At 73.7% G+C, this 24723-nt stretch carries 23 protein-coding genes and 1 riboswitch; of the genes, 13 read left to right on the plus strand and 10 right to left on the minus strand.

What is annotated here, in order from left to right; genetic code table 11:
• The first annotated feature begins 18 nt into the window (after window positions 1–18).
• Complete coding sequence (locus tag ACFWIS_RS24605) at window positions 19–1173, plus strand: hypothetical protein (RefSeq protein ID WP_380523993.1); 1155 nt, start codon at window positions 19–21, stop codon at window positions 1171–1173.
• A gap of 58 nt (window positions 1174–1231) precedes the next feature.
• Here the strand turns inward: ACFWIS_RS24605 and ACFWIS_RS24610 are convergent, their stop codons facing one another.
• A complete protein-coding gene (locus tag ACFWIS_RS24610) occupies window positions 1232–2605 on the minus strand; it encodes a glycosyltransferase 87 family protein (RefSeq protein ID WP_380458868.1) in 1374 nt (457 codons plus the stop codon).
• 212 nt (window positions 2606–2817) lie between these two features.
• Between ACFWIS_RS24610 and ACFWIS_RS24615 the strand changes: the two genes are divergently transcribed.
• A complete protein-coding gene (locus ACFWIS_RS24615) occupies window positions 2818–3954 on the plus strand; it encodes a glycosyltransferase family 4 protein (protein WP_380458866.1) in 1137 nt (378 codons plus the stop codon).
• A gap of 72 nt (window positions 3955–4026) precedes the next feature.
• Here ACFWIS_RS24615 and ACFWIS_RS24620 read toward each other — a convergent pair whose 3' ends face one another.
• A complete protein-coding gene (locus tag ACFWIS_RS24620; protein WP_380458864.1) occupies window positions 4027–5820 on the minus strand; it encodes an AMP-dependent synthetase/ligase in 1794 nt (597 codons plus the stop codon).
• 358 nt (window positions 5821–6178) lie between these two features.
• On the opposite strand from ACFWIS_RS24620, the gene ACFWIS_RS24625 reads away from it, so the two are divergent.
• The 5 genes from ACFWIS_RS24625 to ACFWIS_RS24645 all read left to right on the plus strand — a co-directional run bounded on the left by ACFWIS_RS24625 (window position 6179) and on the right by ACFWIS_RS24645 (window position 10358).
• Window positions 6179–6613 (plus strand): SRPBCC family protein, encoded by a 435-nt coding sequence (locus ACFWIS_RS24625; RefSeq protein ID WP_380458862.1) that lies wholly within the window; start codon window positions 6179–6181, stop codon window positions 6611–6613.
• 33 nt (window positions 6614–6646) lie between these two features.
• Window positions 6647–7819, plus strand: a complete 1173-nt coding sequence (locus tag ACFWIS_RS24630; RefSeq protein ID WP_380458860.1) for an ArsA family ATPase — start codon at window positions 6647–6649, stop codon at window positions 7817–7819.
• Between the two features lie 93 nt (window positions 7820–7912).
• The gene (locus tag ACFWIS_RS24635; RefSeq protein ID WP_380458858.1) at window positions 7913–8317 is read left to right on the plus strand and encodes a DUF5304 family protein; all 405 of its coding nucleotides are present in this window, start codon (window positions 7913–7915) and stop codon (window positions 8315–8317) included.
• Window positions 8318–8509: 192 nt separating this feature from the next.
• Entirely contained in the window at window positions 8510–9451 is a 942-nt protein-coding gene (locus tag ACFWIS_RS24640; protein ID WP_380458856.1) for an ROK family glucokinase, read from the plus strand.
• 148 nt (window positions 9452–9599) lie between these two features.
• The gene (locus tag ACFWIS_RS24645) at window positions 9600–10358 is read left to right on the plus strand and encodes an endonuclease/exonuclease/phosphatase family protein (RefSeq protein ID WP_380458854.1); all 759 of its coding nucleotides are present in this window, start codon (window positions 9600–9602) and stop codon (window positions 10356–10358) included.
• 20 nt (window positions 10359–10378) lie between these two features.
• Here ACFWIS_RS24645 and ACFWIS_RS24650 read toward each other — a convergent pair whose 3' ends face one another.
• Both ACFWIS_RS24650 and ACFWIS_RS24655 read right to left on the minus strand, forming a co-directional pair.
• A complete protein-coding gene (locus tag ACFWIS_RS24650; RefSeq protein ID WP_380458852.1) occupies window positions 10379–11227 on the minus strand; it encodes a hypothetical protein in 849 nt (282 codons plus the stop codon).
• 10 nt (window positions 11228–11237) lie between these two features.
• Entirely contained in the window at window positions 11238–12032 is a 795-nt protein-coding gene (locus ACFWIS_RS24655; RefSeq protein WP_380458850.1) for an alpha/beta hydrolase, read from the minus strand.
• Between the two features lie 190 nt (window positions 12033–12222).
• Between ACFWIS_RS24655 and ACFWIS_RS24660 the strand changes: the two genes are divergently transcribed.
• From ACFWIS_RS24660 to ACFWIS_RS24670, 3 genes are read left to right on the plus strand one after another with little or no spacing between them, the layout of a single operon-like run.
• Window positions 12223–13065, plus strand: coding sequence for a lysophospholipid acyltransferase family protein (locus ACFWIS_RS24660; RefSeq protein WP_380458911.1), 843 nt, complete (start codon window positions 12223–12225; stop codon window positions 13063–13065).
• Between the two features lie 34 nt (window positions 13066–13099).
• A complete protein-coding gene (gene macS / locus ACFWIS_RS24665) occupies window positions 13100–14326 on the plus strand; it encodes a MacS family sensor histidine kinase (RefSeq protein ID WP_380458848.1) in 1227 nt (408 codons plus the stop codon).
• Window positions 14326–15036 (plus strand): response regulator, encoded by a 711-nt coding sequence (locus tag ACFWIS_RS24670; protein WP_380458846.1) that lies wholly within the window; start codon window positions 14326–14328, stop codon window positions 15034–15036. The genes macS and ACFWIS_RS24670 overlap by 1 nt, the downstream gene beginning before the upstream one ends.
• Before the next feature lie 42 nt (window positions 15037–15078).
• Here ACFWIS_RS24670 and ACFWIS_RS24675 read toward each other — a convergent pair whose 3' ends face one another.
• The gene (locus ACFWIS_RS24675; protein WP_380458844.1) at window positions 15079–17019 is read right to left on the minus strand and encodes an anthranilate synthase family protein; all 1941 of its coding nucleotides are present in this window, start codon (window positions 17017–17019) and stop codon (window positions 15079–15081) included.
• Between the two features lie 302 nt (window positions 17020–17321).
• Between ACFWIS_RS24675 and ACFWIS_RS24680 the strand changes: the two genes are divergently transcribed.
• Together ACFWIS_RS24680 and ACFWIS_RS24685 are read left to right on the plus strand one after the other, a co-directional pair.
• Entirely contained in the window at window positions 17322–18671 is a 1350-nt protein-coding gene (locus ACFWIS_RS24680) for a class II 3-deoxy-7-phosphoheptulonate synthase (RefSeq protein WP_380458842.1), read from the plus strand.
• A 223-nt stretch (window positions 18672–18894) separates the two neighbouring features.
• Entirely contained in the window at window positions 18895–19182 is a 288-nt protein-coding gene (locus tag ACFWIS_RS24685) for a bacterioferritin-associated ferredoxin (protein WP_380458840.1), read from the plus strand.
• A gap of 16 nt (window positions 19183–19198) precedes the next feature.
• On the opposite strand, the gene bfr is transcribed toward ACFWIS_RS24685, so the two are convergent.
• Window positions 19199–19678 (minus strand): bacterioferritin, encoded by a 480-nt coding sequence (bfr, locus tag ACFWIS_RS24690; protein ID WP_380458838.1) that lies wholly within the window; start codon window positions 19676–19678, stop codon window positions 19199–19201.
• Window positions 19679–19908: 230 nt separating this feature from the next.
• Between bfr and ACFWIS_RS24695 the strand changes: the two genes are divergently transcribed.
• Window positions 19909–20538: a molybdopterin-dependent oxidoreductase gene (locus ACFWIS_RS24695; protein WP_380458836.1), complete on the plus strand. Its 630-nt coding sequence runs from the start codon at window positions 19909–19911 to the stop codon at window positions 20536–20538.
• Between the two features lie 13 nt (window positions 20539–20551).
• On the opposite strand, the gene pknB is transcribed toward ACFWIS_RS24695, so the two are convergent.
• From pknB to thiO, 4 genes are all read right to left on the minus strand, one after another.
• Entirely contained in the window at window positions 20552–22330 is a 1779-nt protein-coding gene (gene pknB, locus ACFWIS_RS24700) for a Stk1 family PASTA domain-containing Ser/Thr kinase (protein WP_380458908.1), read from the minus strand.
• An 88-nt stretch (window positions 22331–22418) separates the two neighbouring features.
• Entirely contained in the window at window positions 22419–23216 is a 798-nt protein-coding gene (locus ACFWIS_RS24705; RefSeq protein ID WP_380458834.1) for a thiazole synthase, read from the minus strand.
• 3 nt (window positions 23217–23219) lie between these two features.
• Entirely contained in the window at window positions 23220–23429 is a 210-nt protein-coding gene (thiS, locus tag ACFWIS_RS24710; RefSeq protein ID WP_380458832.1) for a sulfur carrier protein ThiS, read from the minus strand.
• The gene (gene thiO, locus ACFWIS_RS24715; protein ID WP_380458831.1) at window positions 23426–24601 is read right to left on the minus strand and encodes a glycine oxidase ThiO; all 1176 of its coding nucleotides are present in this window, start codon (window positions 24599–24601) and stop codon (window positions 23426–23428) included. The genes thiS and thiO overlap by 4 nt, the downstream gene beginning before the upstream one ends.
• 3 nt (window positions 24602–24604) lie before the next feature.
• Window positions 24605–24717: riboswitch (TPP riboswitch) on the minus strand.
• Between the last annotated feature and the right edge of the window lie 6 nt (window positions 24718–24723).

The raw sequence follows: 24723 nt of genomic DNA on the forward strand, positions 1-24723 counted from the left end.
ATAGACCCGGCGCGCTGCGTGGTGTCCCGGCGCGGTGCGCTGCTGCTGGCGGCCGGCGGGCTGGCCCAGCTGTCGCTGCCGCCGGCCGTCCCGGCGACGGTGCCCGACGGGCGGGACGCCGACCTGCGGGCCGAGGTCGCCGGGCTGCTGGCGGCGCGGGCGAGCTCGCTGCCCGTCTGGTCGGGGCTGACCGGGGCCGAAGCGGCGTACCGCGACCTGGTGCTGTCGCCGGCCGACGGGCCGGACCGGCCGAGGCTGACCGTCTCCGTCGAACTGGCTGTGCGGATCACCGGCTACGACGAGTACCCCGTGGTGTACCCGCGCCGGATCGAGCTGGTCCGGGACCGGGGCGGCTGGCGGGTCGAGCGGGAGGAGGGCACCGGCGGGCCCCCGGCGCTGTGGGACCTCGGCCCCGTCCGTACCGCCCCCGGCGCCCACTGCCTGGTGCTCGGCCTGGCCGGTGGGCCCGACCCGGCCGGTCTGGTCGCGGTGGGGGACAACGCGGTGCCCGCCGTCAGTGCGGTCTGGGGCAGTGCCTGGCCCGGCCGGCTGCTGCTCGAACTGCCCGCCACCGAGCCGCAGTTCGCCCGGCTGCTGGAGGCCGACCCGGCCGGCTGGACGGGCATGGCGGCGGTCACCGTGGCGGCCCCCGGCGCGCCCTGGCACACCCCGGCGGACCGGGTGGTGATCAACCCCGAGGCGTTCGGGCGGCTCAGCGACTTCGGCCGGCAGGTGGTGGTCACCCACGAGGCCACCCACGTCGCGACCCGGGCCGACACCCGGGCCTGGACCCCGCTGTGGCTCTCCGAGGGCGTCGCCGACTGGACCGCCTACCGGGAGTCCGGCCGCCGCCCGCAGCAGATCGCCCCCGAGCTGGCCCGGGACGTCGCGGCCGGGAAGCTGCCCACGGCGTTGCCCGCCGACGGGGACTTCGCCGCGGGCGCCACCGGCATCGCCCAGGCCTACGAGCAGTCCTGGCTGGCCTGCGACCTGATCGCCCGCCGGTACGGCACCGGGCGGCTGGTCGCCTTCTACCGGGCGGTCGGCGCGGGCGACGGCCAGGGCGAGGATCGCGAGCACCGCACCGACCGGCTGCTGCGCAGCGAACTGGGCGTCGGGCTGGCCGAGTTCACCGGGCTCTGGCTGGCCGAGGTGGCGGCTCTGAAGGGTTAGGGGCTGTCCTGGCGCGCGCTCCGACGTCGCGCGCCCGGCGGGAATCGTCAGACACGCCCTAACGGCCGTTGGAGGGCCGCGCGCCCGCCGGCTGGTCGATGCCGTCCAGGAGGTCCTGCTCGTACGCGATGCCCGGGCGCACCGGGTAGGCGGAGGCGGGCGGCAGGGCGGGGGGCTCGGCGAGCACCACGGTGGGCGGCAGCGGGGCCGGGGCGCGGGTGGAGCGCCAGAGCCGGACGCAGGCGAGCACGGTGGCGGTCAGCAGCAGCAGGTTGCGCAGGCCCAGTACGGTGACCGCGAGCGGCTCGCTGTTGAGGACCTGGGTGAACATCGTCGGGAACTCGAGCAGGGTGAGCGGGCAGGCCAGCAGGATCAGCAGGGCCACCGGCCGCTGGCTGGTGCCGCGCACGGTCAGGCAGACCGCGGCGACGCCGACCAGCCAGACCAGGTACTGGGGGCTGATCACCCGGCTGGTCACCACGAAGATCAGCAGCGCGCACAGCGCCGCGTCGTACATGGTGGCGGCGTTGCGGCGGCGGGCGGTGAAGCGCCACAGCAGCAGCCAGAGGAAGCCCAGCACGGTGCCGGCCATCATCACCTTGCTGATCACGCTGACCCACGGCCCGAGCATCTCGGGGGAGCCGTAGTTCATGGTGACCTTGCCGTCCCAGCCGCCGGCCAGCCGGGCCAGGTGCAACGGCAGCGCGCCGACCGACTCGACCTCGATGCCGCGGGCCCCCTGGAAGGCCAGGAAGCCGAAGGCGCCGTTCATCCCGGCCGCGAGCAGGAAGCCCACCGAGACGGCGGTGGCGGCGGCCAGCGTCCAGGAGCGGCGGGTGCGGCGGCCGGACGGGGTGCCGATCAGGCCGAGCAGCGGCCAGACCTTGACGATGCCGCCCAGGCCCAGCAGCAGGCCGCCGATCGCCGGGCGGCGGATCAGCGCGAGCAGGCCGGCCAGGGCGAGCGCGGTGACCAGGAGGTCGAAGCGGTTGTAGATCATCGGGCCGAGCAGCGGCACCGCGACGACCCACAGCCAGGCGCCGGTCAGCGTCCGGCCCTTGCGCAGCCCGGTGCGGATCAGCAGCGCGGCCGCGGCGGCGTCGGCGATCCCGCAGATCACCCAGAACGAGGTCAGGTACGACCAGGGCAGCAGACCCGGCAGCAGGATGACCAGGGCGGCACCCGGCGGGTACTGCCAGGTGACGTCGTCGAACGGGAAGGTGCCGGTCTGCAGCACGCCGTACCAGGCGTGGTAGATCATCCAGACGTCCGCGGTGACGTCGCCGCCGGGCGACTTCAGCACGCCGGTCACCAGCAGCACCAGAACGGTGCGGGTGGCCACCCAGGTCGCCCCGAGGGCGGCGAGCGCCCCGAGCGGGCGGCCGAGGCGGCCGCGTGAAGAACCGGACTCGGTGGCCGGGGCCAACTCCACTGCGCTCCCTCGTTCGTCTCGACGTCCTCACCGGAGGCGTCGTACTGACGGACGCCCGGGCCGCCGTGTCCGCGGCCTAGGTACTAGGACTGACCCGGTGGGCAAACGGTTGCCGTGGGCGGATCCGTTCCCGGCGGGTCATGGTGTTGACCTATCGTACGGATCACCCAGCGGTACACCGAGCACCCCCCGACCGAGCGAGCCGTGGCCTGATGCACAGAACCTTGATCGTCACCAATGACTTCCCGCCCCGTCCGGGGGGCATCCAGGCCTTCGTGCACAACATGGCCGTCCGTCAGCCCGCCGGGAGCGTCGTGGTGTACGCCTCGACCTGGCGGGACGGCACCGAGGTGCGGGCCTTCGACGCCGAGCAGCCGTTCCCGGTGATCCGGGACCGCACGAAGGTGATGGTTCCCACACCCCGGGTCACCCGGCGGGCCGCCGAGATCCTGCGCTCGGAGAAGTGCGACTCGGTCTGGTTCGGCGCCGCTGCCCCGCTCGGCCTGATGGCGCCGACGCTGCGCCGGGCCGGGGCCGGGCGGCTGCTCGGCATGACCCACGGGCACGAGGCCGCCTGGGCCCAGCTGCCGGGCTCCCGGCAGCTGCTGCGGCGGATCGGCGCGGGCACCGACGTGCTGACCTACCTGGGCGAGTACACCCGCTCGCGGATCGCCGCCGCGGTCGGACCGCAGGCCACGGCCCGGATGGTGCAGCTGCCGCCGGGCGTGGACGAGACGACCTTCCACCCCGGTTCCGGCGGCGCCGAGGTGCGCCGGCGGCTGGGGCTGGCGGACCGGCCGGTGGTGGTCTGCGTCTCCCGACTGGTGCCGCGCAAGGGCCAGGACACCCTGATCGAGGCGATGCCGCAGATCCTGGCGGACGTGCCGGACGCGGTGCTGCTGATCGTCGGCGGCGGCCCGTACCGGGCGGAGCTGGAGAAGCTCGCGGACGCCACGGGCGTCCGGGCCTCGGTGCGGTTCACCGGCTCGGTGCCCTGGGAGGAGCTGCCCGCCCACTACGGCGCCGGGGACGTCTTCGCGATGCCCTGCCGGACCAGGCGCGGCGGGCTGGACGTGGAGGGCCTGGGGATCGTCTACCTGGAGGCCTCGGCGACCGGCCTGCCGGTGGTCGCGGGGGACTCCGGCGGGGCGCCGGACGCGGTGCTGGAGGGCGAGACCGGGTACGTGGTGCCGGGCGGCTCGGCCGCGGCGGCGGCGGAGCGGATCGTCCGGCTGCTGCGGGACGAGGAGCTGCGCCGGCGGATGGGCGAGGCCGGGCGGCGCTGGGTGGAGCGCTCCTGGCGCTGGGACCTGCTGGCCGGGCGGCTGACCGCGCTGCTGGCGGGCTGACGCCGAGCACGCCGAAGGGCCCCGGGGTACGCCCCGGGGCCCTTCGGCGCACGGTCCTATTTCTGGACGGTCCTACTTCTGGTACAGCGCCTCGATCTCGGCCGCGTAGTCCTTGAGAACGACGTTGCGCTTGAGCTTGAGCGAGGGCGTCAGGTGGCCGCTCTCCTCGGAGAACTCGGTGTCCAGCAGGCGGAACTTCTTGACCGCCTCGGCGTGCGAGACCGCCGCGTTGCCGTCGTCCACCGCGGCCTGGAGGGCGGCCAGCAGGTCCGGGTCGGCGGCCAGCTCGGCGACGGTGGCGGTGGCGGGCTTGCCGTTGAGCTCCTTCCACTTCGGGAAGAAATCCGGGTCGACGGTGATCAGGCAGGCGATGAAGGGCTTGCGGTCGCCGACCACCATGACCTCGCCGACCAGGGCGTGGGCCCGGATCCGGTCCTCGATCACGGCCGGGGCGACGTTCTTGCCGCCCGCGGTGACGATGATCTCCTTCTTGCGGCCGGTGATGGTCAGGTAGCCCTCGGAGTCCAGCGAGCCGAGGTCGCCGGTGGCGATCCAGCCGTCCTTGAGGGTGTCGGCGGTGGCCTGCGGGTTGTTCCAGTAGCCGGTGAAGACGTGCGGGCCCTTGAAGTAGACCTCGCCGTCCTCGGCGATCCGGACGGAGGAGCCTGGGACGGGCTGGCCGACCGTACCGATCTTCGGCTTGTCCCACGGGTTGAAGGCGGTGGCCGCACAGGTCTCCGTCAGGCCGTAGCCCTCCAGGACGGTGAAGCCGATGCCCCGGTAGAAGTGGCCGAGGCGCTCGCCGAGCGGGGCGCCGCCGGAGATCGCGTGGGTGGCCCGGCCGCCGAGGGCGGCGCGCAGCTTGCTGTAGACCAGCTTGTCGAAGACGGCGTGCTTGAGCCGCAGGACCAGGCCCGCGCCCCCGGCGTCCAGCGCCCGGCTGTAGGCGATCGCGGTGTCCGCGGCCTTGTCGAAGATCTTGCCCTTGCCGTCGGCCTGGGCCTTGGCGCGGGCGGTGTTGTAGACCTTCTCGAACACTCTGGGCACGCCCAGGATCAGGGTCGGCCTGAACGAGGCCAGCTCGGCGGTGACGTCCCTGATGTCGGAGACGTGGCCGAGCTTGATCGGGGCCATCGCCGGGGCGATCTCGGCGATCCGGGCGAGCACGTGGGCCAGCGGCAGGAAGAGCAGTACGGAGCTCTCGCCGGTGCGGAACAGCGGGGCCAGGCGCTCGACCACGTTGCCGCACTCGGCGAGGAAGTTGCCGTGGGTCAGCTGGCAGCCCTTGGGGCGGCCGGTGGTGCCCGAGGTGTAGACGATGGTGGCGACGTCGTCGGGACCGGCGATCGAGCGGCGCTGCCGGACCGTCGCGTCCGGAACGTCCCGGCCGGCCTCGGCCAGCGCGGCGAGCGCGCCGCCGTCGATCTGCCAGGTGTGCTTCAGCTCCGGCAGCCGGTCACGGACGTCGGCGACCACCTTGACGTGCTGGTCGGTCTCGGTGAGGACGGCGACCGCGCCCGAGTCGCCGAGGATCCACTCGACCTGCTCGGCGGAGGAGGTCTCGTAGACCGGCACGGTGATCGCGCCGGCCGTCCAGATCGCGAAGTCCAGCAGCGTCCACTCGTACCGCGTGCGGGACATGACGCCCACCCGGTCGCCGGGCTCGATGCCCGCGGCGATCAGGCCCTTCGCGGCGGCGTGCACCTCGGCGAGGAACTGGACCGAGGTCAGGTCCTGCCAGTGGCCGTCCACCTTCCGGCTGAGCACCGCGACGTCCGGGTGCTCCTCGGCGTTCCGGTGCACAGGGTCGGAGAGGTTACCGCCGCTCGGTACCTGATAGAGGGCCGGAAGGCTGAAGTCGAGCAAGACTGCTCCTCGTTCGCGACGCTGCGGGACGGCAGGACGTTACTGCCCGGTAGGCAGCTTCGACCAGGGGGGTCGGCCCCGGTGTTCGAAGTGTCACACCCGGCCGGATCCGACCAGGCCGTGACCGGGTCGTTCGACTGGCACCCTACGGCAGCCCGCTGGTACCGGCCGGTAGCATGCCCCGCGGCCCGCCCGCCGCCCGCCCGCGGCGCCCGCCGCCCCAGGCCCCGCCCGCCGACGCCGGTGCCCGCGCGGCCGAGTCGATCTCCGGTCGCGATAGCCTGCTCCGGGCGGATCGGGTCGAGCGCGCCTCGACCGGACCGGCAGGCGGCAGAGGGACGAGGCGGAGGGCCATTCCATGGCGGAGCACACCAGGTCGAGCATCACCATCGACGCGACCCCGGCCACGGTCATGGCCGTGATCGCCGACTTCGCCGCCTACCCGGCCTGGACCGGCGAGGTCAAGGAGATCGAGGTCCTGGAACCCGGCGAGGACGGCCGCGCCGCCCAGGTCCGGCTGCTGCTCGACGCCGGCGCCATCCGCGACGAGCACACCCTGGCCTACACCTGGGACGGCGACCGCGAGGTCAGCTGGACCCTCGTCCGCAGCCAGATGCTCCGCTCGCTGGACGGCTCCTACACCCTCGCCCCGCTGGCCGGCGGCCGTACCGAGGTCACCTACCAGCTCGCCGTGGACGTCAAGATCCCGATGCTCGGCATGATCAAGCGCAAGGCCGAGAAGGTCATCATCGACCGGGCGCTGGCCGGTCTGAAGAAGCGCGTCGAGGGCTGACGGGACCGGCACGGCGGAACGGGGGATGACGGCATGACGGCGACGCGCACCATCCTGGTCAGCGGCGACGCGGGCGCGCCCGCCGTGGCCGCCGCCACCGCCCTGCACGCCGCCCGGCGCGGCCACCGCACCTGGCTGCTGGCCGCCGACGACCCCCACCGCGCCCTGGACTCCGCGCTCGGCACCCGCCTGGAGCCGGTGCCGCTCGGCTACGCGCCGGGCCTGACGGTCTCCCGGATCGACGAGCAGGCCGCCTTCCGCTACGCCGTCGGCGAGCTCACCGGCCGGCTCAAGCCCGCCCTCGACCTGCTCGGCGCCGAACAGCTCGACCCCGAGGAGCTGACCGCCCTCCCCGGCATCGCCCGGCTCGCCCTGCTGCGCGCCCTGCCCGCCGCCGACCAGGACGTCCTGGTGGTGCTCGCCCCGCCACCCGCCGAACTGATCTCCACCCTCGCCCTGCCCGAGCAGCTCGCCCGCTACCTGGAGCGGCTCCTCCCCGAGCAGCGGCAGGCCGCCCGGGCGCTGCGCCCGCTGCTGGCCGGGCTGGCCGGCGTCCCGATGCCCGCCGAGTGGCTGTACGAGGGGCGCACCAGGGCCGCCGCCGTCCTGGCCGAGTCCCGCGCCGCGATCGGCGACCCGGGCACCAGCGTGCGCCTGGTCGTCCCGGCCGACGGTCACCCGTACGAGGAACTGCGTCGGATCCGGGCCGGGCTCGCGCTGTACGGGCACCGGCCGGACGCCGTCGTGGTGCACGGCGCGCTGCCGCCCGCCGCCCTCGCCTCGCCCGACCCCTGGCTGGCCGGGCTGGCCCGCCGCCGCCAGGAGGAGCTGGACCGGCTCATCGCCGAAACCGACGCCCCGGTGCTGGTCACCGGCCTGGCCGAGGGCACCCTGGAAGCCGTGGCCGACCGGCTGTACGGGGACGGGCCCGGTCCCGAGCGGCTCGAAGCGCAGCCCTGGACGGTCGAGGACCGGCTCGCCGAGGAGGGCCTGCTGGTCTGGCACCTCGACCTGCCCGGCGCCGACCGCGCCGGACTGGACCTGGTCCGCCGGGGCGACGACCTGGTGGTCGGCCTCGGCGCCCACCGCCGGGTGCTGCCGCTGCCGTCCGCGCTGCGCCGCTGCACGGTCGCCGGGGCGGGGCTGCACGAGGGAGTGCTCTCGGTGCGGTTCGCGCCCGACCCTTCGCTCTGGCCGCGGGGCTGACGGCCTTTCCGGCCTTTCCGGGTGGTACGGCCGGTCGGGTAGCGTCGGGCCGAAGGGCCGCGCGGTGCGGCCACGGCTGAGGAGGCGCCCGCGATGACCAGCACCGACGACCGTACCGAGCCCGGCACCGAGCAGGGGGGCGGACCGTCCCACCCGTTCGGGCCGGAGCTGGGCCCGCTGGTGGACGAGGTGCGCCGGCTCGCCACCGCCGTCGGCGAGAAGGCGCAGGAGACCAGCGCCACCACCCTGATCACCCTCTCCGGGCTGGCCGACCGCCTGCGCACCCAGCAGCCGGAGGTCTACGCCCACCTCGCCGCGGCCGGCTCCGGGCTGGCCGCCGCCGGCGCCGAGCTGCTGGCCGCCTACCGTTCCGCGGTGGCCGGGCACGAGCGGCGCTGGACCTCGGGGGAGGGGGCGCCGGTGGAGAAGATCGACCTCGACGCACCCGGCCGGGCCGAGGGCTCCGGCGAGGCTGACGGGCCGTCCGCCAAGCAGTGAATCCGTAACCTCCGCAGCGTGATCGGACTGCTCTCGTACGTCACGAAGATGGAGATTAGATACGACTTTTGAAGCATTGCGGCCCGGCTGTCCCAAAATTGTCTTCGGATAATGTATGCGAGGCTGTGTACGGGGGCTGGGTTGGGCGGTACCGTTCCGTCCAGCGGGAACGAGTGAATAGCTGAGGGACACATGGCTCTGACCATCGGCGTCGATGTCGGCGGAACCAAGATCGCGGCAGGCGTGGTCGACGAAGCGGGTGCGATCCTGGCTCGGACCCGGGTCCCCACCCCGGCCGACCCCCAGTGGGCGGTCGACGCCATCGCGCAGGCCGTGCGCGAGCTCAAGGAGCAGCACCCCGGCGTCACCGCCGTCGGCGTCGGCGCCCCCGGTTTCGTCGACAGCAACCGCTCCACGGTGATCTTCGCGCCCAACATCGACTGGGAGAACGAGCCGCTGCGCGGCCGGATCGAGGAACTCGCCGGCCTGACCACGGTCGTCGAGAACGACGCCAACTGCGCCGCCTGGGCCGAGTTCCGCTTCGGCGCGGCCGCCGACCACCAGGACATGGTGCTGATCACCGTCGGCACCGGCATCGGCGGCGGCATCGTGCTCGACGGGCGGCTGCACCGCGGCCGCTTCGGCGTCGCCGGCGAGATCGGCCACCTCAACATGGTCCCGGACGGACTGCAGTGCGGCTGCGGCGGCAAGGGCTGCTGGGAGCAGTACGGCTCCGGGCGCGCGCTGCGCCGCTACGGCCGGGAGAAGGCCGCGGCCGACCCGGTGCGCGGCCGGCGGATGCTGGAGCTCAACGACGGCGTCGCCGAGACCATCCGCGGCATCCACATCACCGAGGCGGCCGAGGCGGGCGACCCGCTCGCCCTGGAGTGCTACGCCGAACTGGCGGACTGGCTGGGCCGCGGCATGGCCGACCTCGCCGCGTTGTTCGACCCGGGCGTGTTCGTCCTCGGCGGCGGCGTCTCCGACTCCGGCCGACTGCTGCTCGACCCGGTCGCCAAGGCCTTCGAGCACTACCTGACCGGCGGGGTGCACCGCCCCCGCGCCGAGGTCGTGCTCGCCTCCATGGGCTCCGCGGCCGGCATCGTCGGCGCGGCGGACCTCGCCCGCACCTGAAGGTGACACCCCCTGCGCCGGTCCTGCGGCCCAGGGGGAGCTGAAGACCCGCCGGCGGCGGTGTGACCGGGCCCCGACCAATCCCGGCCGCGCCGTCGCCGTCGCATTAGCGTCCTCCTTGGTGACACCGCGAAGGGGAGGACCACGGATGACCGCCGCGCCCATCGAACCGCCGCCCGCAGGCCCGCGCCGACTGCGCCTGCTCAGCTACAACATCCGCTCGCTGCGCGACGACCGGCGGGCGCTCGCACGGGTGATCCGGGCCTGCGCGCCCGACCTCGTCTGCATCCAGGAGTCCCCGCGCTACTGGCGCCCCGAGGGCCAGGCCGCCTGGCTGGCCCGGTCCACCGGGACGGTCGTCCTGTCCGGGGGCGGCCGGACCGCCGCCGGGCCGCTGCTGCTCGGCCGGCCCGGGGCGGTGGAGGTGCTGGGCGTGCACGACCGGCTGCTGCCCAAGACCCGCGGCCTGCACGCGCGCGGCTTCGCCACCGCCCTGCTGCGGCTGCCCGGCGCCGCGCCGTTCACCGTCACCAGCTGCCACCTCAGCCTGGACCCGGCGGAGCGGTACGGGCAGTTCGAGCTGCTGCTCGACCAGCTGACGATCGCCGAACAGGGCATCGTGGCAGGGGACTTCAACGAACACCCGGACGGGCCGGGCTGGCAGCTGCTGGCCTCGCGGATGTGGGACGGGTACCCGACCGCGCCCTGGGGCGGTGAGTTCACCTCCGTACCGGAGAACCCCTACCAGCGGATCGACGCCGTGTTCGCCACGCCCGGGATCACCGTCCTCGGCTGCGGGGTGCCGCACGGGCTGCCCGGCGTCACGGAGGCCGACCTGCGGGCCGCGACCGACCACCTGCCGGTGCTGGCCGTGCTGGAGCTGCCGAACCCCCTGGAGCGCGTCTGACAAGACCCGCCGGGCAGGCCCTAGACGACGGCGCCGTGGTCCGGGTCCTCGGGCTCGTCCTCGTCGCGGTCCTTCATCCGGGCGACCAGGGTGACGAAGCCGCCGAGGAAGGCGGTGACCCCGACCCAGGCGGGCCAGCCGGAGATCTCCCGCCACACCACGGCGTCGATCAGCAGCAGGGCCGGGCCGCCGAGCACCGCGAGCCAGGCGAACTTGGCGGTGGTGTCGGCGGGCGGCAGCGGCGGGGGCTCCGGCGGGACGTAGTGGCCCTCGTCGGGGTCCTCGGTCAGCTCGAAGTCGCGCGGGCCCGGGCTCGCGGCCGGGAGCACGGGGCCGTTCGCGCGGGGGCGGGGCTGCGGGGCGAGGTCGGCGAGGTCGTCCGGACCGCTCCGGCCGGCCCCGGGGCCGCTGCCGTCCTTGAAGCCGCCCTTGAGCTCGTTCTGCGCCCGGAGGTTCTCGACGTCCGGCCAGTTGGGGTTGGTGAGGTCGACCGGGTCGTCGAACTGGGCGACCAGGGCGGCGAAGATCGCGTCCTGCTCGGCCTGGCTGCGCTCGGGGGTGCTGCGGCGCGGGCGGGGCTCCACGGGGGCCGGGGCGTCCGCCGCGGGGGCGGTCTCGGTGGCGGGTGCGGTCGGCGCGGCGCCGTCGGGCCCCGGGCCGGAGGTCGTCGGGCCGCTCTGGACGGTGCCGTCCCCGTGGACGGTGGCGTTCCCGGGGACGGTCGGCGTCCCCTCGGCGGCGTCCCCCCGGGCGGTGGCGTCCTGCGCCGTCCCGTCCGTCCGTGCCCCGTCCGTTCGCGCCCCGTCGGTCCGCGCGCCGTCCTCACGGGGCTTGTCGTCCCCGCTGCCCGCAGTGCTGCTCTCGTGCACTTCCGGCCCTTCAGCCATGGTGATCGTCGGATTCGGCCCTGTCGGCACCCGCCGCGTGCGCGGGAGCCAGCCGTCGGATGAAGTCCAGGCTCGCCGCGAATATTTCCGCCGCGTCGTGGTCCAGCGTCGCGACGTGGAAGCTGCGTTGGCACAGCCGCTCCGTCACGTCGGTCGAGGATATCCGGGCCAGCACCAGTTCCGAGTTGGCCGGCGAGACCACGTGGTCCTGCGGGCTGTGGAACAGCAGCACCGGCTGGGTCACCTCGGGCAGCCGTCGCTGGACCTCCTGCCAGAGCCGCCCCAGCGACCAGGCGGCGTGCAGCGGCGTCCGGTCGTAGCCGACCTCGTGGGCGCCCGGCTTCCGGATGTCGTTCGCGATCCCGGGGATGCTCGGGACGAGGTGCCGGAGCACCGGGAGCAGCACCCCCGCGGGGTTGTCCGAGCGCACCGACGGGTTGACCAGCACCAGCCCGGACACCGTCGGGCCGTGCAGCGCGGCCAGTCGCAGTGCCAGCGCGCCGCCCATCGACAGCGCGCAGACGAAGACCTGCTCGCACTCCTCGGCGAGGGTCAGCAGTTCGCGCTCGACCTCCGCGTACCAGTCCTCCCAGCGGGTGACCTGCATGTCCTGCCAACGGGTGCCGTGCCCCGGCAGCAACGGGAGCGAGACGGTGAACCCGGCCGCCGCCAGCTCGTCGGCCCACGGGCGCAGCGACTGCGGCGACCCGGTGAAGCCGTGGCACAGCAGCACCCCGACCGGTCCGCCGTGGTGGCGGTACGGTTCGGCACCGGGCAGCAGCGACATGGCGGACTCCTTCGCGGGCGGGTGGCGCTGGGGGAGGGACGCTGGGAGGGGAGCTGCGGGAATCCGCATCGTCCCACGCCCCGCGCCGGGCCGTACACCCCCTACGGCGGGGCCGGGCACAGCCGACGGTCGCGGGGCATTAGGATCGACCGGTCCGCATAACAGGAGGCCCGGGTTGTTCTACCGACTGATGAAGATGATCGTCGCGCCACTGCTTCGGATCTTCTTCCGGCCGTGGATCGAGGGTGAGGAGAACATCCCCACCGAAGGTGCGGCGATCATCGCGAGCAACCACCTTTCCTTCTCGGACTCGTTCTTCTTCCCCGCGCTGATCAAGCGCCGGGTGACCTTCATCGCGAAGGCCGAGTACTTCAACACCCCCGGCCTCAAGGGCCGGTTGACCGCCGCCTTCTTCAAGGGCGTCGGCCAGCTGCCGGTGGACCGCTCGGGCGTGCGCGGCGCCGGCGAGGCCGCGATCCGCAGCGCCATCGCGGTGCTGGACCGCGGTGAGCTGTTCGGCGTCTACCCGGAGGGCACCCGCTCGCCCGACGGCAAGCTGTACCGCGGCAAGGTCGGCGGCCTGGCGCGGGTCGCGCTGGCCACCGGCGCCCCGGTCATCCCGGTGGCCATGATCGACACCGAGAAGGTGCAGCCGCCCGGCCAGGTGGTCCCGAACTTCGGCATCCGCCCCGGCATCCGGATCGGCCGCCCGCTGGACTTCTCCCGCTACCACGGGATGGAGAACGACCGCTTCATCCTCCGTTCGGTGACGGACGAGGTGATGTACGAGATCATGCGGCTCTCCGGCCAGGAGTACGTGGACATCTACGCGACCGCCGCCAAGCGGCAGATCGCCGACGAGAAGAAGAAGGCCGACGCCGAGCGCCGGGCCGCCGCCAAGGCGGAGAAGGCCGAGGCGGAGAAGGCGGCCGAGGCGGAGAAGGCCGAGGCGGAGAAGGCCGACCAGGCCGCGTCGCAGGACGAACAGGACAAGCGGGACCAGCAGGAGCAGAAGGACACCGGGTCGGCCTGACCGACCCGGTCGGGTCCAGGGGAGGGGCCGAGGCATGGCGGAGGGCGCGAGAACGGCCGGCACGGCGGTGGGCGGCGCGGTGGCGGCCGGCGGCATGTCCGTCGAGCTCCCGCTGTGGAAGGCCATCTCCTACTTCCGGATGCTGGCGCTCTGCTACGCCCTGCTCCGGTACTTCAACTCGTACCTGCACTTCCTGCACCCGGTCGCGGGCTGGATCTACTTCGGCGCGCTGATCCTCTGGACGCTCGCCAGCACCCGGGCCTTCTCCAACCCGCAGCGCTGCACCTGGTACGTCCTCGGGTTCGACCTGTCGCTGGCCGTGACCGGCATCGTGATGAGCGGGATGACCGACGCCCCGGCCCGGATCAGCCACGGCGCGCCGACCCTGCCGACCATCTGGGCCGCCGGCACGGTGCTCGGTTTCGCCGCCAAGGGCGGCTGGCGCCCGGCGGCGGCGTCCGGCGCGGTGATCGGGGTCGCCAACATCCTCGGCCACGGCGGCCCGACCGGCGACAACGTGCACAACATCGTGCTGCTGCTGGTGGCCGGCTGCGCGATCGGGTACGTGATCGAGCTGGCCCGCGCGAGCGAGGCCACCCTGACCCGGGCGCTGCAGGTCGAGGCCGCCACCCGGGAGCGCGAGCGGCTCTCCCGGGACATCCACGACGGCGTGCTCCAGGTGCTGGCGCTGGTCCAGCGCCGGGGCGCGGAGCTGGGCGGCGGCAGCGGGAACGGTACGGACTTCGCCGAGCTGGGCCGGCTGGCCGGTGAGCAGGAGCGGGCGCTGCGGGCGCTGATGACCGGCGGTCCGCTGCCGGCCCAGCGGCTGCCGGAGGCCGACCGCGCCCAGGAGCCCGACCCCGCCGGGCCGCAGGACCTCACCGCCCTGCTGCGCCCGTACGCCGGCGAGCGGATCACGCTCTCCGCCCCCGGCACCCCGGTGCCACTGCCCGGTCCGGCGGCCCGCGAACTGGCCGCGGCGGTCGGTGCGGCCGTGGACAACGTCCGCCGGCACGCCGGGGAGTCGGCTCGGGCCTGGATCCTGGTGGAGGACGAGCCGGAGGCCGTCACGGTCAGCATCCGCGACGACGGTCCGGGCTTCGCCCCGGGCCGGCTCGGCGAGGCGGAGCGGGCCGGGCGGCTGGGCGTCTCCCAGTCGATCCGCGGCCGGGTGCTGGACCTCGGCGGCACGGCCGAGCTGTACTCGGCGCCCGGGGAGGGCGTCGAGGTCGAACTGCGCGTTCCGAGGAAGGCCGCCTGATGACCCACCAGCCGATGACCGACCAGCCGATGACCGATCAGTCGGAGACCGACCGACCGGTTCGGGTGATGGTGGTGGACGATCACCCGATGTGGCGGGACGCCGTCTCCCGCGACCTGGCCGAGGCGGGCCTGGACGTGGTGGCCACGGCGGGCGACGGCGAGGAGGCGGTGCGCCGCGCCCGGGCCTGCACCCCGCAGGTGGTCGTGCTGGACCTCAACCTGCCCGGCCTGTCCGGCGCCGAGGTGTGCCGCCAGGTGGTCGCGGCGGACCCGGCGGTGCGGGTGCTGGTGCTGTCGGCCAGCGGTGAGCACCAGGACGTGCTGGAGGCGGTGAAGTCCGGCGCGACCGGGTACCTGGTGAAGTCGGCCGGGCGGGAGGAACTGCTGGACGCGGTGCGCCGCACGGCCGTCGGCGACGCGGTGTTCACCCCGGGCCTGGCCGGGCTGGTGCTCGGCGAGTTCCGCCGGCTGGCCGCCGAGCCGGCCCCGGCGTCGGCGCCGGCCGTTCCGCAGCTGACCACCCGGGAGACCGAGGTGCTGCGGCTGGTGGCCAAGGGCCTGTCGTACCGGCAGATCGCCGACCGGCTGGTGCTGTCACACCGGACGGTGCAGAACCACGTGCAGAACACCCTGGGCAAGCTGCAGTTGCACAACCGGGTGGAGCTGGTCCGGTACGCGATCGAGCAGGGGCTGGACGAGGAGCTGTGAGCCGGTCCCGGGCGGCGGCGCCCGGGACCGGTCCGACCGTGCTCAGCCCCGGACGGCCGTCGCCTCCCGCAGCAGGGCCGCGACGATGTCCACGCCGTCCCGGGTGAGCACCGACTCGGGGTGGAACTGCAGGCCCGCGAAGCCGGGGCCGCGCAGCGCGTGGACGTCGCCGGTGGCGGCGTCCCGGGCGACCTCGACGCCCACGGCGGCGAGCCGGGCCGCGTCGGCGTCCGAGCAGCGGGCGGTGAAGGTGTTGTAGAAACCGACCGTGCGCTTGCGGCCGAACAGGTCGATGCTCTCCTGGGCGCCCTGGTACGGGACGGCCTTGCGGCCCAGGGCGAGCCCGAGTTCGGCGGCGAGCAGCTGGTGGCTGAGGCAGACGGCGAGCAGCGGGGCCGTCCGGGCGCCGGAGCGGACGGCGGCCAGCGCGTCCGCGACGACCGGGCGCAGCACCGCCATCTTGGGGTCGCCGGCGAGCGCCGGGTCGCCCGGGCCGGGGCCGAGCACCAGCGGGCCGCGGTGGGCGGCGACCAGCTCGCGCAGGCCGGGCTCGTCGAAGCGGACCACGGTGACCTGGTGGCCGAGCGAGGTCAGCAGGTGGGAGAGCATCGAGGTGAAGGTGTCCTCGCCGTCCACGACCAGGGTCGGCTCGGGCTCGGTGACCGGGGACGGCGCCTGCATCCGCAGCCAGAACGGGGCGAGGTCGGCCCGGCGGGCGTCCAGCGCGGCCTGTACCCGGTGGTCGTCGGCGAGCCGGGGCCCGCCGGGGTGGGGCAGCCGGGCGGGTGCCGGCCGGGCGCCGATCGCGGTGAGCACCCCGGCGGCCTTGGCGTGGGTCTCGGCGACCTCGGACTCCGGGACGGAGTGGCGCACCAGGGTGGCGCCGACCCGGACGACCAGTCGCCCGGTGGCCGGGTCGATGTCGGCGGTGCGGATGCAGATCGGCGAGTCCAGCAGCTGCCCGCCGCTCGCGGAGCGCCCGATCAGGGCGAGCGCGCCGGAGTAGTAGCCGCGCCCGCCGGGCTCGTAGCGGCGGATCACCCGGGTGGCGTTCTGCACCGGGCTGCCGGTGACGGTGGCGGCGAACATCGTCTCGCGCAGCACCTCGCGGACGTCCATCGAGGTGCGTCCGCGCAGCTCGTACTCGGTGTGGGCGAGGTGGGACATCTCCTTGAGTCGGGGGCCGAGCACCTGGCCGCCGAGGTCGCCGACGGTGCACATCATCTTCAGCTCCTCGTCGACCACCATGGTCAGCTCCTCCAGCTCCTTGGGGTCGTGGAGGAACTGGAGGAGCGAGTCGAGGTCGGAGCCGCCGGCCGGGTAGCGGTAGGTGCCGGAGATCGGGTTCATCACGACGGTGCCGCCGCTCTGCCGGACGTGCACCTCGGGGGAGGCGCCGACCAGCACCCTTTCCCCGGTGTGCACCAGGAAGGTCCAGTACGCGCCGCGCTCCTGCTCCAGCAGTCGGCGGAACAGGGTGAGGGCGAGCGCGGGGGAGCAGTCCTCGAGCGTGGCGTGGAAGTCGCGCCGGATCACGAAGTTGGCGCCCTCGCCGTTGCCGATCTCGTCGTCGATCACCCGGCGGACGATCGCCGCGTACGCCTCGTCGTCCACGTCGAACGCACCGCCGGACAGGGTGACCGGCAACTGGGGCAGGGCGGTGGTGAGTTCGGCCAGCGGCAGCGCGTACTGCTCGGTCACCGCGAGGGCCTGCAGCGGGGTGCCGTCGTCGTGCGCCTCGAAGCCGCGCTCGCGGATCTGCCGGTACGGGACCAGCGCGAGCAGGTCGTGGACCGGCCCGGAGGCCGGGATGCCGGCCCGGACCGGGAGGTCGGCGAGGTGCCGGTAGCTGTCGACGGTGCCGAGCAGCACCTCGACGGTGTCCGGGGCGTGCCGGGGGGTGCGGCGGTGCAGCAGGGCGAAGGCGGGGGCGCCGGGAGCGGTGAGGCGGGCGAGCAGCTCGCTGGAGGCGGGGGTGGTCACGAGTACGGCTTCCTTCCGGGGTGGATGGCGAGGCGGTGCTGGTTCCGCTCCCGGAGGGCCGTCTGCTCGGACGCACGACGGCCGCCCCGAGGGGCGGCCGTCGTGTTCGTCTAGGAACGCGCGATCTGTGGGCCACCCAGGGGGGAGGCCCACCACCAGGAGTGGGTGTGGGGCGCGTGCATGGGGTGGAGCCTATCGGATGGGGCCGTGCGGGTGAGGCCGGTCACGTGCAATGTCCGGGACGTGTCTCATCCCTCGGGCAATGGTCACGAATCGCTCGCGCCACCCCGTAGCCTTGCCGTGTGACCGCAACGACTGAGACCACGAGGACTGGCCACTCCTGGCAGTCCCTGCCCGCGGCGCAGCAGCCTGAATGGCCGGACCAAGAGGCTCTGCGCAAGACCCTTGCCGAGCTCGCCTCGTATCCGCCGCTCGTCTTCGCCGGTGAGTGCGACCAGCTGCGCGCCCGGCTCGGCGCCGTGGCGCGGGGGGAGGCGTTCCTCCTCCAGGGCGGCGACTGCGCCGAGGCCTTCGACGGCGTGTCCGCGGAGCACATCCGCAACAAGCTGAAGACCCTGCTGCAGATGGCCGCCGTGCTCACGTACGCGGCCTCGGTGCCGGTCGTGAAGGTCGGCCGCATCGCCGGCCAGTACTCCAAGCCGCGCTCGAAGTCGACCGAGACCCGGGACGGCGTGACCCTGCCGGTCTACCGCGGCGACTCGGTGAACGGCTTCGAGTTCACCCCGGAGTCGCGGATCCCGGACCCGGAGCGCCTGAAGCGGATGTACAACGCGTCCGCCGCGACGCTGAACCTGGTGCGCGCCTTCACCACCGGTGGTTACGCCGACCTGCGCCAGGTGCACGCCTGGAACCAGGACTTCGTGCGCAACTCGCCGGCCGGTCAGCGCTACGAGCAGCTCGCCCGGGAGATCGACAACGCCCTGGCGTTCATGAACGCCTGCGGGGTGGCTCCGGAGGAGTTCAAGACCGTCGAGTTCTTCTCCTCTCACGAGGCGCTGATCCTCGACTACGAGACCGCGCTGACCCGCGTGGACTCGCGCACCGGCGAGCTGTACGACGTCTCCGGCCACATGGTGTGGATCGGTGAGCGCACCCGCCAGCTGGACCACGCGCACATCGAGTTCGCCTCCAAGATCCGCAACCCGATCGGGGTCAAGCTCGGCCCGACCACCTCGGTGGACGAGGCGCTCACCCTGATCGAGAAGCTGGACCCGGAGCGCGAGCCCGGCCGGCTGACCTTCATCACCCGGATGGGCGCGGGCAAGGTCCGCGACCACCTGCCCACCCTGGTGGAGAAGGTCACCGCCTCCGGCGCCAAGCCGGTGTGGATCTGCGACCCGATGCACGGCAACACCTTCGAGGCCTCCAGCGGCCACAAGACCCGCCGCTTCGACGACGTCCTGGACGAGGTCAAGGGCTTCTTCGAGGTGCACCGGGCGCTCGGCACCCACCCGGGCGGCATCCACGTGGAGCTGACCGGCGACGACGTCACCGAGTGCGTCGGCGGCGGCGACGAGGTGCTGGTCGACGACCTGCACCAGCGCTACGAGACGGCCTGCGACCCGCGGCTCAACCGCAGCCAGTCGCTGGACCTGGCGTTCCTGGTGGCGGAGATGTACCGCGGCCAGTGATCCGCCGGCCCTGAGCCACCACCGCCCTTCGGCCCGGCGGCGAGCGGGCGAGTGACTGTGACGAAGGCCCCTCCGGATTCGGGACTCCCGAAGCCGGAGGGGCTTTTTCGTGCCCGGATCGCCGGGTAAGGTGAGGCTTAGTGAACTAAGGCAAGCCTTAGTCAAGATCCACTCCGCGCTTCACCTGCGCTTCACTCCGGGAGAGACCGCTATGTACGTGTGCATGTGCCATGCGGTCACCGAGGACCAGGTGAAGAAGGCGATCGACGGGGGCGCCAACAGCCCGCGGCAGATAGCCAAGGGCTGCAAGGCCGGTACGGACTGCGGCTCCTGCGTCCGCCGGATCCAGGCGCTGCTCGGCGAGCACGGCGCCCGGCCCTGCCCGACCGCCCGGCTGGCCGCCAAGCTCGGACTCGCCGACCCGGAGGTCCAGGACGAGCCCGGGTCGGCCGCGCCGAAGCCGGCGCCGGTGGCGCCGATCGCCCCGGTGGTCCCGCTGCGGGTGGCCTGAGCCGGGGCGCCGGGTCTCAGGACTCCGGCTGCTCGATCAGCTGGGCGAGGTAGAGGGCCTCGCCGAGCTTCTCCAGGAGCTCCAGCTGGGTGTCGAGGTAGTCGATGTGGTGCTCCTCGTCGGCCAGGATGGACTCGAAGATGTTCGCCGAGGTGACGTCGTTCTTGGCCCGCATCACCACGATCCCGCGCTTGAGCCGGTCGATCGCCTCGACCTCGACCTGCCGGTCGGCCTCGAACATCTCCTTGACCGTCTGGCCGATCCGGACGTGGAACAGCCGCTGGTAGTTGGGCAACCCGTCCAGGAACAGGATCCGGTCGGTGAGCGTCTCGGCGTGCTTCATCTCGTCGAACGACTCGTGCCGGGTGTACTTGGCGAGCTTCGTCCAGCCGAAGTTCTCCTGCATCTTGGCGTGCAGGAAGTACTGGTTGATCGCGGTGAGTTCGGCTGTGAGTTGCTCATTGAGGAACTCGATGACCTCCGGGTCGCCCTGCATGGTGCTGCCTCCCTGCGTCACGTCCTGCGGTGAGTACTGCGCTGGGCATCCTGGCACCGTATTGGGAGGAAATTCCAGTAAGTTCACACTCACTAGGACATGTGTCGGAATATCCGATTTGGGTGATAGCCGGGGGTATGCGATCGACCATTGGCCCGTACGGGCGGGGCGTGAACGGGAGCCCAAGGGGCGCGCGCCGGGGCCCGTCCGCCGTCTGTCACCATGGAGCCATGGGTCAGTCCGAACGAGAACCGCTTCCGCCGTCTGACCCGAGCCTCCCCCCGGGCCAGCGCGCGCAGCGCGGCTGGCCCGCCCTGCACTACGGGCCGGTGCCCCGCTTCAAGCCGCTGAGCTGGGACCTCCAGGTGTTCGGCGCCACCGCCTCGGCCGAGAAGCACAGCTGGGACCTCACGGCCTTCGACGCCCTGCCGCGCACCACCGTGGTCGCCGACCTGCACTGCGTCACCAAGTTCTCCCTCCTCGGCAACGAGTGGACGGGCGTGCCCGCGGCCCTCCTGCTCGACCTGGTGCCTCCGGCGCCCGGCGTCACCCACGTCATGGTCTGGGCCGAGTACGGCTACAGCGCCAACCTGCGGCTGGCCGACTTCGCCGACCCCCGCACCCTGCTCGCCACCCACCGCAACGGCGAGGCGCTGACCGCCGAACACGGCTTCCCGGTGCGGCTGGTGGTGCCCCGGCTGTACGCCTGGAAGGGCCCCAAGTGGGTGCGCGCGGTGGAGTACATGCGGGCCGACCGGCGCGGCTTCTGGGAGGAGCGCGGCTACCACAACCTGGCCGACCCGTGGCGCGAGCAGCGCTACTCCTACCAGGAGGAACCGGGCGACGGGCCGCTCCGCTGAGCCCCGGATCCGCTCAGAACAGCGAGAAGTTCACCGTCACCACGGACTTCTGCGGGCGCCGCTCGCCGGCCGCCGGGGACTGGCTGCTCACCTTGCCCATGCCGAGCGTCCAGTCGGTGGAGGCCTTCATGGTGAAGCCCGCCGCCTGCAGCGCCCGCTGGGCGTCGTCCCGGCCCATCCCGCTGACGTCCGGGACCGGCACCATCCCCTTGCTGACCACCAGCGAGACCGCGGCGTTCTCCTGCAGCATCTGCCCGGCGCCCGGCGAGCTGCTGATCACCGAGCCCTCCGGCACGGAGTCGTTGTAGGTCTGGGTCACCCCGCCCCTGGTCAGCTGGGCGCCGGCCAGCGCGGCGGCCGCGTCGTCCGCGGTCTTGCCGGTGAGGTCCGGCACCGCGATCCGCTTGGGGCCCTTGGAGAGGGTGACCGTCACCGAGTCGCTCTTGCGGGTGCGCGCCCCCACCCCGGGATCGGTGGAGATCACCTGCCCGGCCGGGACGGACTCGCTGAACACCTCGACGAACCGGCCGTGCATGCCCGCCCGGTCCAGCACCCGCTGCGCCTCGGACCGGTCCTTGCCGAGCACGCCCGGCACCGAGCCGTACAGCCCCTCGGAGATCCCGTACGTGACACCGCCCACTGCCAGCACCAGGGCGGTCAGCGCGGCCGTCCAGATCATCGGCTTGCGCGGGAGGCGGCGCAGCCGGCTCGGCCGGCGGGGCCGGACCGGGGTCGGCTCGTCGTACGGGCGGGGCTCGACCAGTAGCTGCTCCATCAGCTCCGCCGGGACCTCCAGCACGCTGGTGGGCTCCGGCGCCGGGGCGTCGGCGGGCCGGGGGAGCGGCTGGATCACCGAGGTCGGTTCGCTGGTGGGGTAGCGCGGGCTGGTCCGGGTGGAGGCCGGTGGCTCGGCGTCCAGCTCGGTCGGGGTGAGCGTGCGGCGGACCCGCTGAAGGGCGGCGAGCAGCTCCACCGCGTCGTACGGCCGGGCGTCGGCGGCCCGGGCGCAGGCGCCGGCCACTATGGCGTCCAGGGCCGGGGGGACGGTCGGGGCGGTCAGCGAGGGGGCGGGGACGTCCTCGTGCAGGTGCTTGTACATGACCTGGACGGGGTTGTCGCCGGTGTGCGGGCGGCGGCCGGTGAGCATCTCGTAGAGCAGGATGCCGGCCGCGTAGACGTCGACCCGCTGGTCGGTGGGGGCGTCCGGGAGGATCTGCTCGGGGGCCAGGTAGGAGACCGTGCCCATGACGGTGCCCCCGGTGGCGGTGCTGGTCGAGGTGGGCGCGCCGTCGGCGGTGCCGAGGATCCGGACCAGGCCGAAGTCGGCGACCTTGACCAGGCCGCTCTCGGTGATCAGCACGTTCTCCGGCTTGACGTCCCGGTGGACCAGCCCGGCCCGGTGGGCGGCGCCGAGGGCGGCGAGCACCGGCTCCAGCACGTCCAGCGCGGCCCGTACGGAGAGCGCGCCGCGGTCGCGCAGCAGGTCGCGCAGGGTGCGGCCGGGGACGTACTCCATGGCGAGGAAAACGTTTCCGCCGTCCGCGCCCTGGTCGAAGACGTTGACCACGTTGGGGTGGGTGAGCTTGGCGATCGCCTTGGCCTCGCGGATGAAGCGGGCGGTGAAGCCCTCGTCCCCGGCCAGCTGGGGGTGCATCACCTTGAGGGCGACCACCCGGTCCAGCCGGGTGTCGGTGCCCTTGTACACGGTGGACATCCCGCCGGTGGCGATGCGCTGCTCGACCCGGTACCGGTTGTCGAGCAGGGCGCCGATCAGCGGGTCGTGCAATGCCATGTCCACCCGGGGGAGTCTAGTGGGGCGGGCGGAGACCGGTCCCGGCGGACACCGCCACCGGGACCGGCTTGTGACATGCGCGACGGGTTCAGAAGGCCGGCCGCTCCCGGGAGTCCAGGTCGGCCCGGCCGGCCATCGCGGAGGAGGCCTCGGCGTGGAAGCGGCGCGGGATGCGGCCGGCCCGGTGGGCGAGCCGACCCGCCTCGGCGGCGTGCCGCATCGCCTCGGCCATCAGCACCGGGTCCTGAGCCCGGGTCACCGCGGAGGCGAGCATCACCGCCGAGCAGCCCAGCTCCATCGCCAGCGCCACGTCGGAGGCCGTCCCGGCGCCGGCGTCCAGGATCACCGGGACGCCGGCGCCCTCCACGATCAGCTGGAAGTTGTGCGGGTTGCGGATGCCCAGGCCGGAGCCGATCGGCGAGCCCAGCGGCATGATCGCCGCACAGCCGACGTCCTCCAGCTTGCGGGCCAGCACCGGGTCGTCATTGGTGTACGGGAGCACCGTGAAGCCGTCGTCGACGAGCGTCTCGGCGGCGTCCAGCAGCTCGATCGGGTCGGGCAGCAGGGTGCGCTCGTCGGCGATCACCTCCAGCTTCACCCAGTCGGTGCCGAGCGCCTCGCGGGCCAGCCGGGCGGTCAGCACGGCCTCGCCGGCGGTGAAGCAGCCGGCCGTGTTGGGCAGCACCCGGATGCCGTTGCGGGTCAGCACGTCCAGGACGGAGCCCTGGGTGGTGGCGTCCACCCGGCGCATGGCCACGGTGGTCAGCTCGGTGCCGGAGGCGAGCAGGGCACGCTCCAGGACCTCCAGGCTCGGCGCGCCGCCGGTGCCCATGATCAGCCGGGAGGAGAAGGTCGCCCCGGCGATGGTGAGAAGGTCGTCGGCCATGGCTCAGCCCCCCTGGACGGCGGTGAGGATCTCGATCCGGTCGCCGCTGTCCAGCGTCGTCCCGGACCACGAACTGCGCGGCACCACGGCCTCGTTGAGGGCGGCGGCGACACCGGTGTTGGCGGCGCTGACGGTGGCCACCAGCTCGGCGAGGGTGGTCGTGGCGGGCACCTCGCGGGGCTCGCCGTTGACGGTCAGAGCGATCTCGGTCATGCGGAGGCCTTCATCAGGGGGGATGCGGAGGAGAACCGGGTGGGCGTGAACGGCCTTGCCAGGTCAGGGACTTCGCCGGTCGTCAGGTAGTCGGCGAGCAGGTCGGCGGTGACCGGGGTGAGCAGTACGCCGTTGCGGTAGTGGCCGGTGGCGGCGACCAGTCCGGGCAGCGAGGTCGGGCCCAGCAGCGGGGCGTTGTCCGGCGAGCCCGGGCGCAGCCCGGCGGAGGTCTCCACCAGCGGGAGTTCGGTGATGCCCGGGACCAACTCATGGGCATCACGCAGGAGTTCGTACACCCCGCCGGCGGTCACCGTGGTGTCGTAGCCCTGTTCCTCGGTGGTCGCGCCGATCACCAGCTCGCCGTTCTCCCGCGGCACCAGGTACAGGTGCTGACCGCGCACCACCGCGCGGACGTTGCGGGACAGGAACGGCCGGTAGGCGTCCGGGACGTGCAGCCGGACGATCTGCCCCTTCACCGGGCGCACCGCGGGCAGCACCCCCTCGGGCAACCCGGGCAGCCGGTGGCTGTGCGGGCCGGCGGCGAGGACGACCTGCTCGGCGTGCAGGGTCTCCCCGGAGCCCAGCCGGGCGCCGACCGCGCGGCCGCCCTCCACCAGCAGCTCGACGGCCTCGCCCCGGTGCAGCCGGACCCCGGCCCGCTCACCGGCGGCGACCAGGGCGGTGAGCAGCCGGCGCGGGTCCACCTGGTGGTCGTCCGCGGCGTGCAGTCCGCCGCGCACGCCGGGCGCGAGCATCGGCTCCAGCCGGCGGGCCTCCCGGCCGGTCAGCCAGCTGGAGTCCAGGCCCAGCCGCTGGTGGAAGGCGTGCAGTTCGCGCAGTTCCTCGCGGTCGTCGGAGTCCAGCGCGACGGCGATGGTGCCGCACCGCCGGTAGCCGGTGTCGAGGCCGCCGCTGGCCTCGGTGAGCTCGGCGGCGAAGCCCTCGTACCGCTGGTTGGAGGCCGTCCCGAGGCGCAGCAGCGGCTCCTCGCCGTACTGCACCTCGGTGACCGGGGCGAGCATCCCGGCGGCCACCCCGGCCGCGCCCCCGCCGTGGTCGGGATCGACCACGACCACGTCCCGCAGCCCGCGCTGGGCGGCGCGCCAGGCCACGGCGAGGCCGATGACGCCCCCGCCGATCACCAGCACGTCCGCGCGGCTGCCTGCTGGCAAGCGTGACAAAGCTGCTCTTCTCCCTTCGCCGGTATGACCCGGATCAGGTTCGGACGGTCGCGGGCCGTGCCAGCCCGCCTCTCAGCCCGGTACGCCGGGCTCCCGTGTGGTGCGTCCACCTT

The sequence above is a fragment of the Kitasatospora sp. NPDC127060 genome (assembly GCF_042724935.1).
Taxonomy (GTDB): Bacteria; Actinomycetota; Actinomycetes; order Streptomycetales; family Streptomycetaceae; genus Kitasatospora.

Coding starts and splice junctions, on each gene's coding strand:
- ACFWIS_RS24615 (WP_380458866.1), top strand. CDS start 2,818: ATGCACAGAACCTTGATCGTCACCAATGACTTCCCGCCCCGTCCGGGG.
- ACFWIS_RS24625 (WP_380458862.1), top strand. CDS start 6,179: ATGGCGGAGCACACCAGGTCGAGCATCACCATCGACGCGACCCCGGCC.
- ACFWIS_RS24630 (WP_380458860.1), top strand. CDS start 6,647: ATGACGGCGACGCGCACCATCCTGGTCAGCGGCGACGCGGGCGCGCCC.
- ACFWIS_RS24635 (WP_380458858.1), top strand. CDS start 7,913: ATGACCAGCACCGACGACCGTACCGAGCCCGGCACCGAGCAGGGGGGC.
- ACFWIS_RS24640 (WP_380458856.1), top strand. CDS start 8,510: ATGGCTCTGACCATCGGCGTCGATGTCGGCGGAACCAAGATCGCGGCA.
- ACFWIS_RS24645 (WP_380458854.1), top strand. CDS start 9,600: ATGACCGCCGCGCCCATCGAACCGCCGCCCGCAGGCCCGCGCCGACTG.
- ACFWIS_RS24655 (WP_380458850.1), bottom strand. CDS start 12,032: ATGTCGCTGCTGCCCGGTGCCGAACCGTACCGCCACCACGGCGGACCG.
- ACFWIS_RS24660 (WP_380458911.1), top strand. CDS start 12,223: ATGAAGATGATCGTCGCGCCACTGCTTCGGATCTTCTTCCGGCCGTGG.
- macS (WP_380458848.1), top strand. CDS start 13,100: ATGGCGGAGGGCGCGAGAACGGCCGGCACGGCGGTGGGCGGCGCGGTG.
- ACFWIS_RS24670 (WP_380458846.1), top strand. CDS start 14,326: ATGACCCACCAGCCGATGACCGACCAGCCGATGACCGATCAGTCGGAG.
- ACFWIS_RS24685 (WP_380458840.1), top strand. CDS start 18,895: ATGTGCCATGCGGTCACCGAGGACCAGGTGAAGAAGGCGATCGACGGG.
- bfr (WP_380458838.1), bottom strand. CDS start 19,678: ATGCAGGGCGACCCGGAGGTCATCGAGTTCCTCAATGAGCAACTCACA.
- ACFWIS_RS24695 (WP_380458836.1), top strand. CDS start 19,909: ATGGGTCAGTCCGAACGAGAACCGCTTCCGCCGTCTGACCCGAGCCTC.
- pknB (WP_380458908.1), bottom strand. CDS start 22,330: ATGGCATTGCACGACCCGCTGATCGGCGCCCTGCTCGACAACCGGTAC.
- ACFWIS_RS24705 (WP_380458834.1), bottom strand. CDS start 23,216: ATGGCCGACGACCTTCTCACCATCGCCGGGGCGACCTTCTCCTCCCGG.
- thiS (WP_380458832.1), bottom strand. CDS start 23,429: ATGACCGAGATCGCTCTGACCGTCAACGGCGAGCCCCGCGAGGTGCCC.